Annotated in this window: 21 protein-coding genes and 1 tRNA gene; 8 read left to right on the top strand and 14 right to left on the bottom strand. The window is 57.9% G+C overall.

Annotated elements, in window-relative coordinates; genetic code table 11:
• Positions 1-82: 82 nt before the first annotated feature.
• The 3 genes from B5M42_RS09110 to B5M42_RS09100 form a co-directional block, all read right to left on the bottom strand.
• Positions 83-511: a disulfide oxidoreductase gene (locus tag B5M42_RS09110; protein WP_134749336.1), complete on the bottom strand. Its 429-nt coding sequence runs from the start codon at positions 509-511 to the stop codon at positions 83-85.
• Positions 512-714: 203 nt separating this feature from the next.
• Positions 715-2091, bottom strand: a complete 1377-nt coding sequence (locus tag B5M42_RS09105; RefSeq protein ID WP_230632819.1) for a glucose 1-dehydrogenase — start codon at positions 2089-2091, stop codon at positions 715-717.
• Positions 2092-2243: 152 nt separating this feature from the next.
• Positions 2244-4280 carry a glycoside hydrolase family 15 protein gene (locus B5M42_RS09100; RefSeq protein ID WP_134749332.1) on the bottom strand — a complete coding sequence of 679 codons (2037 nt, stop codon included), beginning with the start codon at positions 4278-4280 and terminating at the stop codon, positions 2244-2246.
• A gap of 161 nt (positions 4281-4441) precedes the next feature.
• Between B5M42_RS09100 and B5M42_RS09095 the strand changes: the two genes are divergently transcribed.
• Positions 4442-5098 (top strand): helix-turn-helix domain-containing protein, encoded by a 657-nt coding sequence (locus tag B5M42_RS09095; protein ID WP_230632818.1) that lies wholly within the window; start codon positions 4442-4444, stop codon positions 5096-5098.
• Positions 5099-5464: 366 nt separating this feature from the next.
• Positions 5465-6586, top strand: coding sequence for a phosphodiester glycosidase family protein (locus B5M42_RS09090; protein WP_134749330.1), 1122 nt, complete (start codon positions 5465-5467; stop codon positions 6584-6586).
• 157 nt (positions 6587-6743) lie between these two features.
• On the opposite strand, the gene B5M42_RS09085 is transcribed toward B5M42_RS09090, so the two are convergent.
• Together B5M42_RS09085 and B5M42_RS09080 are read right to left on the bottom strand one after the other, a co-directional pair.
• The gene (locus B5M42_RS09085; protein ID WP_134749328.1) at positions 6744-7112 is read right to left on the bottom strand and encodes a YtxH domain-containing protein; all 369 of its coding nucleotides are present in this window, start codon (positions 7110-7112) and stop codon (positions 6744-6746) included.
• On the bottom strand, positions 7105-7593 hold the full coding sequence (locus B5M42_RS09080) for a hypothetical protein (protein WP_134749326.1): 489 nt from the start codon (positions 7591-7593) through the stop codon (positions 7105-7107). The genes B5M42_RS09085 and B5M42_RS09080 overlap by 8 nt, the downstream gene beginning before the upstream one ends.
• Positions 7594-7751: 158 nt before the next feature.
• Between B5M42_RS09080 and B5M42_RS09075 the strand changes: the two genes are divergently transcribed.
• Positions 7752-8387 (top strand): bifunctional 4-hydroxy-2-oxoglutarate aldolase/2-dehydro-3-deoxy-phosphogluconate aldolase, encoded by a 636-nt coding sequence (locus B5M42_RS09075; RefSeq protein WP_134749324.1) that lies wholly within the window; start codon positions 7752-7754, stop codon positions 8385-8387.
• A 160-nt stretch (positions 8388-8547) separates the two neighbouring features.
• On the opposite strand, the gene B5M42_RS09070 is transcribed toward B5M42_RS09075, so the two are convergent.
• The 4 genes from B5M42_RS09070 to B5M42_RS09055 all read right to left on the bottom strand — a co-directional run bounded on the left by B5M42_RS09070 (position 8548) and on the right by B5M42_RS09055 (position 11213).
• Positions 8548-9180 carry a helix-turn-helix transcriptional regulator gene (locus tag B5M42_RS09070; protein ID WP_134749323.1) on the bottom strand — a complete coding sequence of 211 codons (633 nt, stop codon included), beginning with the start codon at positions 9178-9180 and terminating at the stop codon, positions 8548-8550.
• Positions 9181-9292: 112 nt separating this feature from the next.
• Positions 9293-9727 carry a DUF86 domain-containing protein gene (locus B5M42_RS09065; protein ID WP_134749321.1) on the bottom strand — a complete coding sequence of 145 codons (435 nt, stop codon included), beginning with the start codon at positions 9725-9727 and terminating at the stop codon, positions 9293-9295.
• Positions 9728-9986: 259 nt separating this feature from the next.
• Positions 9987-10649 carry a tetratricopeptide repeat protein gene (locus B5M42_RS09060; protein WP_134749319.1) on the bottom strand — a complete coding sequence of 221 codons (663 nt, stop codon included), beginning with the start codon at positions 10647-10649 and terminating at the stop codon, positions 9987-9989.
• A gap of 201 nt (positions 10650-10850) precedes the next feature.
• Positions 10851-11213 carry a response regulator gene (locus tag B5M42_RS09055; RefSeq protein WP_134749317.1) on the bottom strand — a complete coding sequence of 121 codons (363 nt, stop codon included), beginning with the start codon at positions 11211-11213 and terminating at the stop codon, positions 10851-10853.
• Between the two features lie 108 nt (positions 11214-11321).
• On the opposite strand from B5M42_RS09055, the gene B5M42_RS09050 reads away from it, so the two are divergent.
• Complete coding sequence (locus tag B5M42_RS09050) at positions 11322-11582, top strand: hypothetical protein (RefSeq protein ID WP_134749315.1); 261 nt, start codon at positions 11322-11324, stop codon at positions 11580-11582.
• 4 nt (positions 11583-11586) lie between these two features.
• Here B5M42_RS09050 and B5M42_RS09045 read toward each other — a convergent pair whose 3' ends face one another.
• The 3 genes from B5M42_RS09045 to B5M42_RS09035 form a co-directional block, all read right to left on the bottom strand.
• Positions 11587-11979 carry a hypothetical protein gene (locus B5M42_RS09045; RefSeq protein WP_134749313.1) on the bottom strand — a complete coding sequence of 131 codons (393 nt, stop codon included), beginning with the start codon at positions 11977-11979 and terminating at the stop codon, positions 11587-11589.
• A 99-nt stretch (positions 11980-12078) separates the two neighbouring features.
• Entirely contained in the window at positions 12079-12627 is a 549-nt protein-coding gene (locus B5M42_RS09040) for a VanZ family protein (protein ID WP_134749311.1), read from the bottom strand.
• Between the two features lie 14 nt (positions 12628-12641).
• The gene (locus B5M42_RS09035; RefSeq protein WP_134749308.1) at positions 12642-12929 is read right to left on the bottom strand and encodes a hypothetical protein; all 288 of its coding nucleotides are present in this window, start codon (positions 12927-12929) and stop codon (positions 12642-12644) included.
• A gap of 261 nt (positions 12930-13190) precedes the next feature.
• Between B5M42_RS09035 and B5M42_RS09030 the strand changes: the two genes are divergently transcribed.
• Positions 13191-13263: transfer RNA gene (locus tag B5M42_RS09030), tRNA-Ala, on the top strand.
• Between the two features lie 175 nt (positions 13264-13438).
• Here the strand turns inward: B5M42_RS09030 and B5M42_RS09025 are convergent.
• Entirely contained in the window at positions 13439-14155 is a 717-nt protein-coding gene (locus tag B5M42_RS09025; RefSeq protein WP_134749306.1) for an Rpn family recombination-promoting nuclease/putative transposase, read from the bottom strand.
• On the opposite strand from B5M42_RS09025, the gene B5M42_RS09020 reads away from it, so the two are divergent.
• Entirely contained in the window at positions 14145-15113 is a 969-nt protein-coding gene (locus B5M42_RS09020; RefSeq protein WP_134749304.1) for an LLM class flavin-dependent oxidoreductase, read from the top strand. The genes B5M42_RS09025 and B5M42_RS09020 overlap by 11 nt on opposite strands.
• 43 nt (positions 15114-15156) lie before the next feature.
• Here B5M42_RS09020 and B5M42_RS09015 read toward each other — a convergent pair whose 3' ends face one another.
• Positions 15157-16074, bottom strand: coding sequence for an NAD(P)/FAD-dependent oxidoreductase (locus tag B5M42_RS09015; protein WP_134749302.1), 918 nt, complete (start codon positions 16072-16074; stop codon positions 15157-15159).
• Between the two features lie 394 nt (positions 16075-16468).
• Here B5M42_RS09015 and B5M42_RS09010 point away from each other — a divergent pair, with 394 nt between their 5' ends.
• Both B5M42_RS09010 and B5M42_RS09005 read left to right on the top strand, forming a co-directional pair.
• On the top strand, positions 16469-17488 hold the full coding sequence (locus tag B5M42_RS09010) for an ATP-binding cassette domain-containing protein (RefSeq protein WP_134749300.1): 1020 nt from the start codon (positions 16469-16471) through the stop codon (positions 17486-17488).
• Positions 17485-18300, top strand: coding sequence for an ABC transporter permease (locus tag B5M42_RS09005; protein WP_134749298.1), 816 nt, complete (start codon positions 17485-17487; stop codon positions 18298-18300). The genes B5M42_RS09010 and B5M42_RS09005 overlap by 4 nt, the downstream gene beginning before the upstream one ends.
• Positions 18301-18393 lie beyond the last annotated feature (93 nt).

Genomic DNA, 18393 nt, shown 5'->3' with positions numbered 1-18393 from the left:
CGACAAAAAACGACCGCCCGGCTGAGCCGGCAGCGGTCGCTGCTTGACAAACAAAAAACGTAACACGCAAGGCTTGACCCGTTTAAACGCGAGTCGCGCGCCAGGTCATCCACTGCACAATCGTGATCAAAATAAACGCGGTACCCGCCAGCATCGGAATCGTGATAAAGCCGAGCCAGTTCAGGTAATCAACGTCGCACGGCACCGGACCGCAAGCCGTCGCGGCTTCATGAAACACGCCCTCCTGCAGCAGCACGTGGTAAATCGAAATACAAGCGCCCCAGATCGTCAGCGGCAGCACGTAAATCGTCAGCTTGTAATCCTTGCGCACCGAAGCGATGCCCAGAATCACGACGAGCGGATACATCAAAATCCGTTGATACCAGCACAGCTTGCACGGCAGAAAATTCATGATTTCGGAAAAATACAAGCTGCCGAGCGTCGCGACCAGCGCCAGCATCCAGGAAACGTGCATGCCGTTGTTTTTCATCCAGAGCCTCCAGCCTGTCATTGCGTTCCCAAGCCTCCTTTTTTATGGAACAACATACTTCCATCGACGTTTTCTTTTCCCATTATAAAAAAAGTTCGACGGGAAGTCTATTTCCACTTTGAAAGCGCCATCATTCAGCCGATAAAAAAGAACCCCGCAGGGTTCTGATCCGATGTACAGCGGCAACTGCAGGCAAGCCAGCTCAGATCCGGGCTGGCACCGGCTTAGACAGAAAAGCTGTACGCCGGCTCGGTGGACGGCTTCACCATATCGGCCCACTGCGCCTGGGGCACAACGTCGACAACGGCTTTGATCGGAATTTGCGCAAAATCCAGCTGCGGCACGTCCTCCAGCTTTAGCCGGTTGGTGATCAGCCCGGCCAGCAGCTCGGGATAGCGGCGCTGCATCTCGCCGAGCCGGTACAGGCCGGTCTCGAAATCCTTGCGCGATGCATTCACCGAGCCCAGCACGCATTTATTTTCGAGCACAATTTCCTGATTCAGCGCATCGGACGGAATCTCCAGCTTGCGGTCGGCCGGCGTGACCCCGAGCAGCGCCAGCACGCCGTTCGGACCAAGCGCTCCCATCGCTTCGAAGGCCAGCGGACTGTAGCCCGTGCATTCGAAAATCAGATCGACCGGCCGGCCCAGCGAATCGACGTAGGCGCTCAGGCCGGAGCCGAGAGCTGCGCCGGAGCCGCTGCCCGACGGGGCGGCGCCCTTCGCTGGCGGGGACTGCGGCGCTGCTGCAGCCGACGCCTGCTCCTTGCCGCCCGCGCCCTTGGCGGGCACCGCGCTGGCAGCGATTTCGCCGGCCTCCCCGGCGCCGTCCGCCGCGCTGCCGCCCGCTGGCGACGCCGCGCCGCCGGATGCGCCAGCTGCCCCGCCTGCGTCTGCGGCTGCGGCGCCCGGCGCCTGCCGGTACTCGGCTCCGCAGTCGCGCACGAGCTGCGCCGCCAAGCTGTCCGCTGGCGACATCGACCAGACGTGCGTCTCCAGACCGAGCAGCCGGCACGTCGCCGCAGCCAGCAGCCCGAGCGGCCCGGAGCCAAGCACCAGCGCCGTGCGCGGCTCCCAGATCAGGCGCTGCTGGACGCGCTGCACTTGATCCCACACCTTTTCGACGATGCTCTGGGGCTCGGCCAGCATGCCGACTTCGAGCAAATCGGAAGGAATCGGGATCAGGTAGCGCCCTTCCTCCTTGTAATACTCGGTCAGGAAGCCGTTGGCGCCGCGAATGCCGCGCTCGGTATAACGGCCCGTCTGGCAGAAGTCGGCATGGCCGTTGCGGCAGTTGACGCACGACTGCTCCTTGCACGGACGGCGCACCAGCGCCGTCACCAGATCGCCGGGCGAAAGCCCGCAGTCCGCTCCGGCCTCGACGACGACGCCCAGCGACTCATGCCCGGTAATCAGCGCATCCTCACCCTCCGGCGGAACGCCGTAATGCTGCTGCAAAATTTCCCGGTCCGTCCCGTCCAGCCCAACGGCCAGCACACGCACGACCGCTTCTTGCGGATGCTCGACCACCGGCTTAGGCACGTCCGCCAACGAAATCGTTGGCGTTCCTTCCTGAAGCAAACTGATCTGTATCGCCTTCATCTGATCCTCCTCCATTCTTGTATCGTCCTGCTGCTGCGCCGGGTCTGACCGCCTCCGTCCGGCCGACAGGGCCGCGGCGAGTCGCGCTTGTCCGTCAAGCCGTCTCGCCAGTCGGCGGCAGCGCCGCAACCGTCCGCCCGCTGCCGGCAACGCTACCGCTGTACGGGCTCCAGCACCTTTTGCTCGCTCATATCGGTCTTTTGCGGCGTACCCTGTGCCGAAAGCTGCTTGAGCTTGGCCAAATATTCCTGGCACACCTTCACATACGACGCGTGCGACCACGTCAGCGGCGATACCGATAACGGCTGGCCCGTATACGGATGCACCTGCTCGGCCATGACGCCGGACGGCAGCGCGTGCCGGATCGCCCAGCGCATCAGCTCTTCGGCTTCCTGCAGCTCCTCGCGCGTTTGCGCCTTCGCAACGACCCATTCCGCATACCACAGCGTGCAAATAAACCACGGATTTCCCGGCACCTTGCCGATATCCTGAGAAATCTGATGGTAATAATCATTTTCATAGCGGGCGATGCCGCCGATTTCCGTCTGTACCCACAGGCGGTTTTTCAGCGCTTGCATAGTGTCCTTTACCCGCGGATCGTCACGGCTAAACAGCTCGAAATCGAAAAGCGCGTACATGCTCATATCGAGCTGCTCGTCGGGCTCATAAACATTCTTCTCGCGATTCCAGATCAGCGCCCGCAAAAACCGCTTGAGCTGCGGCGAATACAGCTGCTCCTCGGCTGCTTTTCGCAGCTTTTTGGCCGTGTCGCCGTAATAGGTCGCCCGTACCTTGTCTTTGTGGTAGTCGGCAAAATCCGCCGCTGCCTTCAAGCCCGCATAGACGCTGGCAACAGTGAACGCATGCACCCCGTAGCGCTCCTCCCACAAATCGTAGGACGGCAGCGGCAGCCCGGACGCATCGCGGTAGCGGACCATAAAATCGGCAGCGGGCACGACCAGCTTGTCGTAGTCCTCGCGGGACATCGCCAGCGTACCTCCGAGCCGGTGATGATGCCACAGCGTGTAGATAACGAGCGCGGTCTCATCCTCTTGAATCGCCAGCTGCTTCTCGCCCTGCTCGTTCACCCACGGATGCCAGCTGGAGCCCGGAGAGCCGTCCGGATTATATTTGTGCATCAAATATCCCTCCGGCGTCAGCGCCTTGATGCAGAAATCGAAAAACTTCCGGGCCAGCTCATGATACCCGGCACGGTCCAGCGCATGCGACACCAGCGCTCCGTCGCGCGGCCACATGTACGAATACGTATCTTTGGCGAACTTGAGAATATCCGAATCGTTAGCGGCGAGAATCGAACCGCGGTTGTCGATATTCGTGCGGATCAACAGCAAGCTGCGCTTGTAAAAATCGGCCAGCTCCGGCTTGAGCAAGCGCAGCTCGTGCACATCGCGGTTGACCCACTGCACCCAATGATCGTGCGTCCGCTGCAGCAGCGTCTGCGGGTGGGCCGTTCGCAGCAGCTTTTCGGAGCGCTCGATTTCCTGGCGGCTGCGCCCGAAGCAAATCCAGAACCACACCTCCTTCGTCGATTCCGGCTGCAGCGTGAGCGTCAGCTCCAGCACGCCGTCCACGGAGCCCTGCGCGATTGGATTGCCGCCAAGCTGTCCGTCCTCGGCATCGCGCCAGGTGCCTTCGCGGCCGTTGATCCCTTTTTGCCCGGTCGCAAAACCGCTTGGCTGAGCGGCTTGCTCCTGCGGCGACCAGCCCGACAGCGACAAATAACGATGCCCCTTGTAAAACACCAGCGAGCCCAACTCCGGCTCATAATAAATCGTATCGCCAATGCCGTTTCCGTAAAGCTGCAAATCCAGATGGAAATACAGCTTCACCGTCCGCTGCTCGTCGAACGTATTTTCCACGCGCACCTTGCGCAAAAAAATGTTCTGCTGCACGTCGACGCCGTCGCGGATCAGCAGCTTGAGCCCCAGGCGCTCGTGCCGGCACGCTGTATTGGTCACCAGCGAATCCGGCAAATACGCCGGCTCGCGTATCACCTCGGGATCGTCGATCCAAAAAAAACCTTTTTCGCACCAGACGCCGAAATGAGACAAATGATCGTTGGCCTGATTCTCCTGACCGACCAAAGGAAAGTAAATGTCGCGAATATTATAGGATGCGTCAAAATTGACCAGCACGTTTCCGTTGCCTACGGGCAAATCTCTTGCCATACCATCAGCCTCTTTTCAAGGAATTCGCTATCTAATTTTCCTTTTTCGCCCGCAAACTATGCACGTTGACGGCATTCGGCCGGGAAATCGGCGGCTGCGGGAAGCGAAGCATTTTCATTTTCGAGGAAATCGTTTACAATATGAAGCAAATGGAGGGATTCATGATGATGAAACAATTGGAAGGTTTCGGCAAATTTCTTGAAGGGCTGCGGGGCAAAATGTCGCTGCGCGAAGCGGCTCACAAGAGCGGCTTGTCCCACGCCTATATTCGCGATCTGGAGCTGGAACGCAATCGCTCCACGAACGAGAAAATCAAGCCGTCCCCGGTTACGCTCAAGAAGCTGTCGGACGCCTACAACTTCTCGTACACCGAGCTGATGGAAAAGGCAGGCTATCTGGAGCATGACGCCGCCTCCGAGCCGATCGACGATTTGAATGTGCAGCATATTTTGTACATTGAAGTCGGCGCTCGCGACATCGTGTATCACACGCAAGCGGAACGGCTCAGCCGCAGCATCGGCTCGCTGGTTGATTTTAGCGATTTTATGGACATGCTGGACGAATGCGGCTTCAAAAAATTGGACACGGACCTGTTCGTCAATCTGAATCACGTGCAGAAATATGTGGAAAAAGAAGGCCGGCTGATTTTCGACCCGCAGGGGACCGGCAAATCCGTTGTCATCTCTGCGCTGCGCCAGAAAAAATATCATGAGCTGCTGCTCCGTACCGTTGCCCGCAATACAGACACAAGCCTCGAATACAACTTTGGCCGCGGAGGCGCGGATCTGACGCTGCAAGCAGCGAAGGGCGAAGCATAGCCAGACAGACGGGACTTGTGCTGGGCTGATGCAAGGCGAAGGCTAGAGCAAAAACACGGTTGCGCAAGCACCGAAACGCTGGCATACAAACACCAGACGCAGTAGCGCCGGGCGCAGCGAAAACCGAACAAACGCGGCGAAGGCACGGGGATAACGCAAGCCTCGGCTTCGCTTAAATGACGAATTCGACAAGGCAGGAAGCGCGCTTACCGGGTACGGGGCCGATTCCGGTTTGTCGATTTTTTGTTTTCGGACCGCACCCTCCGGACGAAAGCGGAAAAGCGCAGCCGGATGAAACTTTTGCGCCGGGCAACTCGTCAAATAGATGTGAGGCCACTTTTTTTTCGGAAAGGAACGGATGCAAGTATGGCGACCAAGCCGATTCCCGCGACGCCGGGGCTGCCGCCCCGAACGGCGAAAGCGATCAAGCGCCGGCGCCGCTTCTCGTTTTGGCGCATGACGATGTATGGAATGCTCAGCTGCACGCTGGCTGTCATTGCAGGTTTATGCTGGTTTTTTCTGACTTCCTCGGGCGCAAGCGTCCGTTATATGATGGCCGACACGCTGATTACGACGCAGCACCGCTCATGGGCCGCTTATCTGATCGGTAACGCTGAGCTGCAAAAGCGCGTGGAGGCTTACTGGAAGCGTTTTGACGATATGGGCAAGGAGCCGGACAAGGGGCTGGTGCAGCTTCAGCCGGAGCCCGAGCTTGCGTCAGGGCCGCAGGAGCCGATTACGGTCGAGCCGATTTCCGGAATCAACTACGCCGGCTATCTGGTGACCATTGCCGATCCGAAATCGCTGCGCGTTGTCGTGCCGAATAAAGTCGGCAAGGGCGAAAAGGTCACGTCGATGGTCAAGCGAACCGGCGCGCTGCTCGGTATTAACGGCGGCGGCTTCGTCGATCCGGAGTGGAAGGGCAACGGCTTTCAGCCGGAGGGAATTGTGATGTCGGGCGGGCGGATTTTTTATAACGACGGCGACATGAACACGCTGCAGCATGTAGTCGGCATCGATCGGGACGGGCGGATGATTGCCGGCAATTTCAAAGCCTCCGAGCTGCTGAAGATGGGCGTGCAGGAAGCGGTATCATTCAGTCCGCGATTTATTGTCAACGGCGTAGGGCTGATCAAGAACCAAAGCGAAGGCTGGGGCGTCGCGCCGCGTACCTGCATGGCCCAGACGAAGGACGGCGCGATCCTGTTTGCGATCATCGACGGGCGGCAGAAGCATAGTATCGGCGCGACGCTGTACGACGTGCAGGAAATCTTCCTCAAGCACGGCGCGGTGACGGCGGCCAATCTTGACGGCGGCTCGTCAACGGTGCTCGTGCGCAACAACGAGATCGTCAACAAACCTTCGAGCGAATACGGCGAACGGTATTTGCCGACAGCTTGGCTCGCTTTTGACGATCCGGCTGGCGTTAAGATTACTAATATTTGGCAGGGTTTGGATATCCGCCAAATTGATCCTTCCAAATGGTGAGCCCCAGCGGCTCGCCATTTTGTTTTTTCGCCATGTATGCAGGAGCTCCACGCTCTCGATAGACACAGCAAACAGCCAAGCGAGTTGTTCCTCGCATGGCTGTCCGTTTGCGCGTTACAGGCCCGGACGTCTGCCGTAGGGACTTGAAAGATCAGCGTCAGCGGTTGCCCACGATCACCAGATCCTCCGCAGCTTCGGAAACCTCGATCTGCTCCAGCTGCGGCTCCTCGCGCCGACCTTCGCGCCAGCTGCGCACACCGTCGGCCACGCCGCTGGCCGCTTCCTTCGCCCGCCCGTACCAGTCGGACGTGGTCGAGCCGACCGTCTTGGCGATCTCCTGCGTTCGTTGGCTGACGGCTGCTGCCGCCTGCTGCGTTTTCTCACTGATCGTCTGCGCCTGCCCGGCGATATCACTGCGCAGCTCGCGGCCGGATTTGGGCGCAAAAAGAAGCGCTGTCGCCGCTCCGAGCACGCTGCCTACTACGGCACCGATCAACAGATCTTTTCCTCTTTTTGGACTAGTCATGTCTATCCACTCCTCTGGTTGGTTTATCGGGCTCCGGGGAGTCCGTTCCGGCCTGCCGGTAAGCCTGCCAGCGCTGCCACAGCTCCATGCCGGTCGCGGCCCATTCCATCGCATCCTCGATACGCCGCCGATGCGTCAGCACCGTCCGCTCAACGCCGCTGATCGAGCTATCCATCAGCCGCGACGCCTTGCGCAGCGCCGCATTGACCTGCCCGACGGCTTCGGCTGTACCGCCGACGGCCACCGCGCTCTTCTCCAGCGCCGCCAGCTGCCTCTTCGCCGTCTGCGTCAGCTCGCCGGCTTCCTGCAGCAGCGCCTCGGCCGACTGCGATGTCCGCTGCAGGCACGCCGCGCTTTCCGCTGCCGCAGCTCCCAGTTGGCTTAGCGCCCTGTGCGCCGCCAGCAATGCGCGCACGGCAGACGCCCCCACGATAAGCGCCGCAATCGCTGCCGCCACCGCGCTGATTTCCGTCCAGCTCACGACTCAACACCTCCTTGTGCAGCGGCCGGCTGCTCCTGAACAATGGCCTATGAGTTACTACAGTATAGGCAGCTGCCCCCTATTGTGACACAAAAGCAGTGAAAAAAATTCAGAGACCTGTCATAATAAAAGCTAAAACCCTGCACAGGAGGCATCCTATGAACCGCGAGCAAGGATTGGCCGAATTGACACGCACCCGCATCGTTGCCATCGTCAGAGGCGTGAAGGCCGAACACGCCGTACCGCTGGCCGAGGCGTTATATAACGGCGGCATTACAGTAATGGAGGTTACACTCAACACTCCAGGAGCGCTCCCTATGATCAGCGAGCTGCAAGCCGTATGGGGCGACCGTATGTATATCGGCGCAGGCACCGTATTGGATCTGGAGGACGCGCAGCGAGCTGCCGCAGCAGGCGCCGCATTCCTGGTCACGCCGAACACCGACGAAGATGTGATTCGCTGGGCTGCCGCCGAAGGATTGCCGATCTTTCCCGGCGCCTTCACGCCAACGGAAATCGTTAAAGCGTGGAAAGCCGGCGCAACCGCAGTAAAGGTATTCCCTAGCGCGAGCGTCGGGATCGCCTACATCAAGGAGCTGATGGGCCCGCTTGACCACATTCCGCTGATGGCTGTCGGCGGCGTCACCGAAGCGAATATTCGCCAGTTCCTCGACATCGGCTGCTACGGCCTCGGCATTGGCGGCTCGCTTGTGCAATTGAAGGAGGTCGAGGCCGGCAACTTTGCCGCGATTACGGATAAAGCCGCGCGTTTGCTGGCGGCCATTACAGCGTAATCCGCAACACGCGCCCTCCGGCTCCACAGCTTCAACGGTGCGGCAGCGCTCATCCGGGAGCCTTACGGCGGCCCGGTGTCGACTGCCGCAACAGCTTGATATCTGCATTTTACGCATGCAAAAATAAGCCATCTTCTTTCCCTGCGGGGAATAAGATGGCTTATTGATCTTCTCGAATATGGTACACGCATTTGCTTCCGCCCTTGGCCAAGCATTCGCTGCGCTCGACCTCGGCGCCGAGCAGCTTGCGAAACAGCGCCAGCTCGCAAGCGCACGCCTGCTGATAAGCTCCGGCCACCTGTGTGATCGGACAATTATGCTCACTGAGCGTAAAGGCACCTTCGCCGCTGGGCGACCACTCCGCCATGTAGCCGTTTTCGTTCTGGATGCTCGCCAGCTCGGCTACGCGTTCAGCCAGACTTTTGCCGGACATCCGCGGCTCGTATCGGGCTCGCAGCTTTTCCTTGCGCCGCTCGAACAACTGCCCGACCAATTCCTCGCCTTCATGCTCCAGCAGCTCGTCCAGCAAATCCAGCGACAGCTGGTGATAGTTCTTGGGAAACAGCTCATCGGCTGCAGCCGCCAGCGAATACAGGCTGGATGGACGGCCCATCGCCTGCCGGACCAGCTGCGTCTCCAGCAGACCGTCCCGTTCCAGCGAATGGATGTGCCGCCGGACCGCCATTTCGGTAATGTCCAGCTGGCGGGACATTTCGTGGACCGACAAGGGGCCTTGCGTCTTGAGCATCGTCAGAATCACTTTGCGCGTAGAAGTCTCAGGCTCTCGATTCATTGACTCACCTGCCCCCGAAGCTGTAGTTAGTCTCATTTTACAGCATCCCCTGACAGATGTAAATTCGCTATAAAGCGCTTTCGCGCAGGAAAACGCTGGGAATAACGCTGCTTTAACGCAGCGCTTCCCGCTCCATAAACGTACGGACTCCCGTCGCAAAACGCTCCAGCGCCTCCGGCAGCTGCGGCAGCAGCGGGTGCAGCTCCGCGCGCGGCCAGCTTATGTAGTCCTGCACCAGCGGCTTGCGCAGCTTGACCAGCTCCAACAGCAGCGAAGCAAGCGCTTCGTCGGCGGCCCGCTCATCGCGGAGAATGTCGACGATATCCTCATAGCTGCTGGCGTCGCGCAAAATATACGCGTCGATCAGCAAGCTGCCCACGTCGGTCACGGTCTCGATCGCCAGATGCAGCGCCCGCTCCTGGGCCAGCTGCAGCAGCAGATCGCCGCTTGTGTCCGTCCAGCGGCGCTCAACCTCCCGGCATGCTTCTGCCGCTACAGCCGCAAAGCTCAGCCGCTGCTCAATTTGTTCCCGATTAACAAAATACATCCGTTATCGCCGTCCTCTTTTTCGCCACTTTGTCCAAGCCAGCATCGCCGCAAACGTCACGATGACCAGAAACAGCAGCAAAATTGCTTGCATGACGTATTCCAAACTCATTGTCTCACCTTCTAGCTCTATTCGCAGTTCGTCATCTACGCATTTTAGTGTAGCTCCCGCCGGAAATAGCGTCAAGTCGGGCAATGGCGAATGCGGATAACGGATTGCCGTCATCCTGACCGGCCCGCCTGCTCGCAGTGCCGCTGGTCTAGCGCAGCCGGGCCAGCAGCGCCCACCGACGCTGCTTGCGGCGGCTGTAACGCGGCAAGCCGCGATAAATATCCAGCGCCTCGCCATAGGCGCGCTTGGCGTCTTCGCTTCGTCCGAGCTGCTCGTACAGCCTTCCCAATCGGTAGTACGCCTCGCAGGACGACGAATGCTCCTCGCGGAAGCGTTCGATATACGCAACCGCCTTCGACGGATCGGTAGCCGCGAACGCTTCGCCCATGCGAAGATAAGGCTCGCCGTACTTGACGCGCGGGTTCAGCTCCAGCGCTTGCAGCAGCAGCGCTTCCCCCCGGCCGATATCGCCAAGCTTCAGGGCGCAGAGCCCCAGCTCGGCATGCACGTCAGCTGAATCCGACATCATTACCAGCGTTTCTTCCAAATATCGCTGCGCCTCCCCGTATCGGCCAAGCAGCATGCAGGTGCGCGCCAGATCCAGCTTCGTCGACGTATTGTGCGGGCTGCTGCGCAGCTCCTGCCGCAATCGCGACGCCCGGCGGCGCAGCTGGAAGGGACGCAGCACACTCGGCGTCAACCCAAGAAATCTTTGATCCAGCAGATACAAAATGATCACCATTAAAATAATAGCCAAAAACGGATTGCCGGTCAGATAAACCAGCAGGCCGAATATTACCAATTTGCTCACAGCCGTTCTCCTCTCCGCTTGCTTTCCAGCACCTTCCTTATCGTACCACAAACGACCGGCTCGCAGTACCGCAAAATTGCCGCAGACAGACAAAATAACCCCATCTCGTGGAGCTCTGTCTGCGCCATGCGCACCGAACCCTTCGCGCGAAGCCATCCGCAGGCCATATCGGCCAAATCCGCAGCCCATTTCGGAGTATGGCTAACGGTTCAACACGTGGTCGATCGCTTCCGTCACCCGCAGCGCGCTGAATGGCTTCACGACAAAATCCTTGGCCCCCAGCTCAATCGCTTCGATGACGAAGCGCTGCTGGGCAAAGGTGGAACACATCACCACTTTAGCCTGCGGATCGATTTCCAGCAGCTTGGTCAACGCCTGCAGTCCGTCCATCTCCGGCATGGATACGTCCATAATGACCAGATCGGGCCGAGCCTCCGGATATCGCGACACCGCCTCCTTGCCATTCGCGGCCATGCCGACCACCTCGTGACCGTGTTCGGTCACAATAGCGTTAATTAACGTTCTCATCAACGGAGTATCGTCTACGATCATGATTCGAGCCATTTCTTTACGCCTCCCTACTCTAAGAAATATACGGTTTGGAGGAGAATCTGGATTCGTGTATAATCAAAATTGCGAGAAGAATCGGAACGCACGAAAAGGAGACTTTGCATGAATGACAAGCAACAAGCCCTTTGGCACAAAAGAAAGCAGCTCGGCAGATCGAAATATTTGCTGCTTTTTGGCATCCTCCCAGTCAGCCTTGGCCTGACGCTTTTATTCAGCATCATTGAGCGCGTTTCCCAAGGCGCCACCTACTGGGGTTGGGTTCCGGTACGTCTGCTGCTGTTCGCGGTCGTCGGCTTTTTTATCGCCAATGCGCGCTGGCAGTCGATGGAGCAGCGCTTTGGGCAGCAGCCGCGCCGGAAGTAACCGTTTAATGCACCATTGGGGGATCGTCCGCATCCCCCGTCCCGAACAGGGACGCCCGCCGCAGCAGCTGAAAATGCTCCCTCAGCTCCTCCTTCACCGTACCAAAGGCCAGAATTTGCTTGGCCAACGCTTCCCGGCCATCTTCACCGGCAACGTTGTGCAGCAGCTCTCCCGACACGTCCTCAAACGCCCGATGCAAATTGTTGTCGTACCAATCCACATCTGCAAGCGTTTCCTTCCGATAAATGTGGCTTAAAATCAACGCCTGATCGCGCGACGAAGTAAACTCCGCCAACAGCACCTCATCGCTGCCGGCAAGCTGTACTTCCACATCCGCGCACGCCACATCGTTTCGTTCCGTCATGCGCACGAATTCCGCTTTATCCACCTTGTTCATGGTGCTATGAAACCTCCCTGCAAACAAACAGTCTTGCAGAAAAGTATACCCGGCTTATCCGCCAATTATGTGAAACGCCGTGAACTCGTTTTTGCCTCTTTAGCGTTGCTTGCGCCTGCGCCGCCGCACTGTACCGCGCACCACCGCAACCAGCAGCAGCGCCAGCAACACGCCTAACGCGTCGACCGCCACGTCGATCGCATGGCCGGTGCGCTCCGGCACGAACGTCTGGTGCCACTCATCCGATGCGGCGTAAGCCAGCGCGATCAGGCCGGCCGCAGGCAGCGCCCAGCGGGCAGACAGCGGCTTAAGCAGCAGCGCCACAGCCCACAGCAGGGTCAGGATGGTAAACTCCGTGACATGGCCGCCTTTTCGCACAAAAAACTCCAGAAATCCATACGGATCGCGGAAGCTCACCAAGCCGCCGTCATAGTTAAACTCCAGATGCGGCAGCCAGCGCATGAGCTGTTCCTGACTAAACCACTGGGCAAATAACGGCAACAGGCTTTGCTCGGAATACGATTGTGCCGATTTGACAAAAATCAGCGCCATCCAGCCCAAAGCCGCAGCTGCGGCAACGTAAAAGCCCGGCGGCGCAAACGACCCGCCCGTCCGATCTCTGCGCGCCCATGCGTCACTTTCGTTCATCGGCAGCTTCTCCTTTACGTATCCGACTTGTTACGGATGCTGAACAGGGCAAAAAACTCCAATACGACCAAATTAACGGCCGAGATCACAAGGAAAAAGATCCCGAACATCGTTCGGAACGAGTCCGTGTTCACGGCATCCCACCACAGCGCCACCGCCACCGTCAACACCACGTTCAGCGCCGTCGACAGCCAGAATGCCAGCTGCATCCTTTTCGTCGCGCGCATCAGCCAAATCCCCAGCGCAAACGGCAGCGCAAACGACAGTCCCAGGAAAATCCAGTATAATAAATTGTCCGACATCCCGGTCACTTCCATCCTTATAAAATTACCCGAATTAAATTACCCGATTCCATGCAGCATCAAACGCTTTTATCGACTTCTAGGGTAGCATGAATCCGGTCATGGACACAATCTTTCCTCGGGTTTGCAACAAATTTGTCATATCCATGATACGCGGGAAGGGGGAGCCGATTTTTTTTGAAAGAGGGACTTGCGTTGACACTGGATACCGTGTATAATTCAAAAAGTCGGCAGTCGCTGAAAAGCGAAAACGCCGCATACGGGGAATTAGCTCAGCTGGGAGAGCGCATCGCTGGCAGCGATGAGGTCAGGGGTTCGAGCCCCCTATTCTCCATCATAGAATGTCGAGGAAACGGCAGAGATGCCGTTTTTTTTTGCGTTTTTACAATAGAAATAGAACCTTAGTCCCGTTCTAGGAAGCAAACGAAAGCAACATTTGATGCACACTCACTCTATTTATCCATACAAACAAAGGCTACGGAGAGCCATTCTTCCGCAGCCTAAAGCATTCAATGTGTTCGTTTCAGATTAACCAGTTTCTCAGAGGAAAGTCCTGTTAGTTCTGCTATAGTTGTAACGTCCATGCCCTTATCCAGCATATTCTGGGCAACTTCTAGTTTCTCTTTAGAGCGACCAATAGACTCGCCTTCGGCCCTAGCCCCCTCCAACATAGAGGCTTCATCATGCAGCGCTTTTTGTCTCATCTCGTACATGCGGCGTGCTTCTGCATCTTGGCTTAGATATTCCAATGCGGTCATTGCTTTTCCCAATGTTGGTTCGTTCACCTTCAACACCTCCCAGTTGGTTGTATCTTCGCTTTTCAGGAATAGCAGCCAGTTAAGCAGACCGCCTTCATTGGGTATGATGTGTTCATTCAGCTTTGACAGTTCCATGATGTGTATTTCAATATCATCGATTAACGTTATGCCGCTGTGATCTTCGCGTAAATGGAAAACGTTATGATAACGCTCATTGGGCAAGATGGTGAAGTTAAGGATGTTGATCGTGACGCATTTCTTCAGCTTGCTGTAATTGCCGCCTTCCTTAATCTGATGTACATACATGTTGCTCCAATAAAAAAAGGTGCCGTTTCTGCTGTATCCAATATACCATGAACGCAATTTTGCAAACATAGGGGAATCGGAATAAGATGAAAGCAGATACCCGCTGACCAAGCGGGCTGACAGGAATTCGCCCGGACAGGAGCTGCTGATTATGAACACCATCCCCTTAAAGCTTAGCGTGCTGGATCTGGTCCCCGTGTGGGAGAGTGCAGACGATACAGCCGCTTTGGCTCGCGCAGTCGAGCTGGCCCAAGCTGCGGAACGGTTCGGGTATTCGCGTTATTGGATCGCCGAGCATCATGCGATGCCAGGGCTGGCTTGCCCGGCGCCGGAGGTGCTGCTTGCCCATGTCGGGGCCCACACCAGGCGCATTCGCATCGGCTCGGGAGCGGTGCTGCTGCCGCATTATTCGCCGCTGAAGGTAGCTGAGTCTTTCCGGCTGCTGGCGGCCCTGTATCCCGGCCGGATCGATTTGGGCCTGGGCCGCGCGCCTGGGGGCAATGCGCACGCCAGTATGGCGCTGAGCGGGAATTTTTTAGCCCATGTTGGACAAATGCCCGATAAGTTGCAGGATATCGCTCGCCTGCTGCAAGATACATATACGTATGACAATGAATCGGTCATCGCCCGACCGCAGCCGGCCATTCAGCCTGACATTTGGCTGCTCGGCACGAATAAAAAAAGCGCGGAATATGCAGCAGCCTTTGGCATGGGCTACGTATTCGGACAGTTTATGAGCGATACGGACCCAGCCGAGACGCTGCGCGGATACCGGGAAGCCTTCGTCCCGTCGCCGCTTTGTCCCAAGCCGCGGACCATCGTTGCGATCGGCGCCGTTTGTGCCGAAACGGATGAAGAAGCCCGGCAGCTGGCGCAAGCCGGTGGGTGGCCGGCTGCAAACGCCAAATCGTCAGAGGAAACGATGACTGGAGCACCCAAGCTGCTCGTCGGTACTGCCGAATCGATTCAATCCCGTCTTCAGCAGATGGCGATAATGTATGAGGTGCATGAATTTTTGCTTGTGACCATGACTGCGGATTACAACAAGCGGCTGCGTTCCTATGAGCTGCTTGCTCCCGGGTCCGGCGAAGCAGGGAAGCAGGAGCGTACTCCCTCATAGCGGAAAATCAAACCTCGACGTTGAAAAAAAACCTTAGTGTGGCTTATTTGCGGTTCACCCACGCTTCCAGATTCATCTCATTGTTCATCGCGGCAGCGGCAAACGCGCCCATAGCTGCAGCCGCGACCGCCTGATACATCCGCGACGCCGCATCTCCGGCGCTGTAGACGCCCGGCACGTTCGTTTTGCCGAATTCATCAACCACGACGGCTCCCGCCTCCGTCAAGCGGCAGCCGAGTGCTGCCGGCAGCTCCGATCCGCAGACCAGCTCCGGCTTGAAAAAGATGCCCCGGCACGCAAGCGCCGTACCGTCCTCCAGCACGACCTGCCGCACGATGCCGTCCGCGGATTCAATGCGGCGAATCGGCGATTCATGCCACACGACCCGATGCTCGCGCAGCTCGGCGCGCTGCTCCTCGCTCAAGCCGTCCGGCCCATTCGTACAAACAACAAAATCGCTCGTCCATCCCGCGATTAACGGAGCAAAGTGCAGCAGCTCAGCTCCTTGTTGGATCACAACCAGCCGCTGGTCGCGCAGCTCCCACCCGTCGCAATACGGGCATACAAAGGCGCTTGTGCCATACGTCTCCGCCAAGCCGGGAATACGCAAGGGCTTGTCTTTCATGCCGGTGGCAAACAGAATTTTCCGGCTGATCAGCTTACTGCCCCTTGCAGTCGTCAGCTCGAAGCGGCCGTCCGCGCCTTGGACCGATACGACGGTATCTTCGGTCAGGCTCACCGAAGGATAGGCGGCAAGCTCTTCATGGGCCAGACGACGAAATTCCGCAGGGCTGACTCCGTCTCGGGTGAGAAACCCGTGCACTGCGTGAGTGACGGCATTGCGGGGCCTCGCTTCATCGACCATCGCCACCCGCTTCCTCGCCCGCCCCAACACCAGTGCCGCGCTCAATCCAGCCGGACCACCGCCAACAATCGCCACGTCAACGAGTTGCTCTGTCATTTTACAACCTCCAAATGTCTGTAATATCTTGAAAAATACCCAAATGGTCTGCATTCCCGCGATTCAATCGCCTGCACGATATCCTCACATTAATCAAAGCAATTAAAGATATATTATATCTATAATATCCGAATTATTTTTCTTTTGCAATGGCGGAAAACGAATTCCAAATAGCCGTCTGCTTGCCTCTACCGCTCCTCTGCCTCATTGCATCGGAGATCGTGCAGACAACTCTACGTCTGCAGACCGAGGCGCACACCCTTCTTCGGCAGGTGTAAGCGGGTGGGGGAAACATTTTATAATGCAATCAGGCAGAAATCACGAGACCGTTTATATTCAGTTTAAATTTGCAGTCTATTGTATTCCCATAACCTTTTGTTAAGGAGAGAGCGAAATGACAATGACAAAACAAGCAAGCTCCAGCGAGTGGGCGGTGGAAGCCCGCGGATTGGTCAAAACGTTCGGCAGCCATCGCGCTGTCGACGGCGTGGACCTGAACGTGCGCGCCGGCACGATCTACGGGGTGCTTGGCCCCAACGGCGCCGGCAAAACGACGACGATTCGCATGCTCGCGACGCTGCTGCGCATGGATGGCGGCGAAGCCCGCATCTTCGGACGCGATGTGACAAAGGAATCGCATGTGGTCCGGCAATTGATCGGGGTGACCGGACAATACGCCTCGGTCGACGAGTCGCTTAGCGCGACGGAAAATCTGATTATTTTCTCCCGTTTGCTCGGCCTTGGACGCGCCGAATCCAAGCGCAAAGCCGAAGAGCTGCTGGAGGAGTTCGGGTTGACCGAAGCGGCCAAGCGGCCGCTAAAAAATTTCTCCGGCGGGATGCGCCGACGGCTTGATCTGGCAGCCAGCCTGATCGCTCAGCCCCCGCTGATTTTTCTCGATGAACCGACGACCGGGCTGGACCCGCGGACGCGCTCGCAGATGTGGGATACGATCCGCCGACTTGTCGTGACCGGCTCAACCGTGCTGCTCACGACGCAATACCTCGACGAAGCCGATCAGCTCGCCGACCGCGTAGCGGTAATTGACCGCGGCCGGGTAGTCGCTGAAGGGACGGTCGATGAGCTGAAGGGATCGGTAGGCACCTCCTCGCTCCATCTGCGCGTGCAGAAGCCCGACGATATCGCAGCCGCCCGCGAGATTGTGGAACGCGTGCTGCAGGTGCGCTCCAGCGCTTCCGCAGAAGCGAGCAAAATTACCGCGCCAATGGCCAATCCTGATCAGGTGACCGATCTGCTGATCGCCTTGCGCGGCAAAGGGATCGGGCTGGCGGAAATCAGCGTACAGAAGCCGACGCTGGATGAAGTCTTTTTGACCATTACCGGACATGAAGCCGCGGACAACGCCCAGACGGAACGACCATCATCTCAACTACTGGAGGGAGCCCAAGCATGAATCAGGCAGCCGTACAATCTCAACTGAACCGACCGCTGAAAAATCGCGCCAGCTTTGCTCAAACGCTGCGCAACTCGCTGACGATGGCGCTGCGCGGTCTGCTGAAAATTCGCCGCACGCCGGAGCAGCTGTTCGACGTCACGCTGCAGCCGATTTTGTTTACCTTGATGTTTACGTATATTTTTGGCGGCGCGATTGCAGGCGATGTGAGCAGCTATTTGCCGATCATCATTCCCGGCATTCTCGTGCAAACCGTTATCGGCACGTCGATCGTCACCGGCGTCCAGCTGCGCGAGGACATGGATAAGGGCGTCTTCGACCGCTTCAAGTCGCTGCCGATTGCCCGGATCGCCCCGCTGGCCGGCGCGCTGCTGGCCGATACGATCCGCTACACGATTGCCACGGTGCTGACGTTTGTCATGGGCTTCCTGATGGGCTTCCGCCCGGACGGCGGCTTCGGCTATGTGGTTTTTGCCGGACTGCTGGTGATTGCTTGCTCGTGGGCCGTCAGCTGGATTTTCGCCTTCTTCGGCGTCATTGCGCGCACCGCGTCCAGCGTGCAGGGCATTTCCATGATGGTATTGTTCCCGCTCACCTTCCTTTCCAATGCATTCGTGCCGGTCGACACCATGCCCAATTGGCTGCAATGGTTCGTCAAATTCAATCCGGTTTCGCACCTGGTCAGCGCTGTGCGCGACCTTGTCAACACCGGAACAATCGGCAGCGAGTTCAGCCTTTCGCTGATCAGCGCCGCGGCGATTGTCGCCATCTTTGCCCCGCTGACGGTGCGGGCGTATATGCGCCGGACATAGGTAGGCAATGCGCACTGAAACGCTGTGCCGGAAGATAAGTTTGCCAAACCAGCTCCGCAGGAGCTATAATGACCGCAGTCATTTATGACTGCG

The organism is Paenibacillus athensensis, from assembly GCF_004514475.2.
In the GTDB taxonomy this organism is placed as follows: Bacteria; Bacillota; Bacilli; order Paenibacillales; family NBRC-103111; genus Paenibacillus_AL; species Paenibacillus_AL athensensis.
Note: the sequence above shows the minus strand (reverse complement) of the source record. Positions and strands in the feature narration are given on the sequence as shown.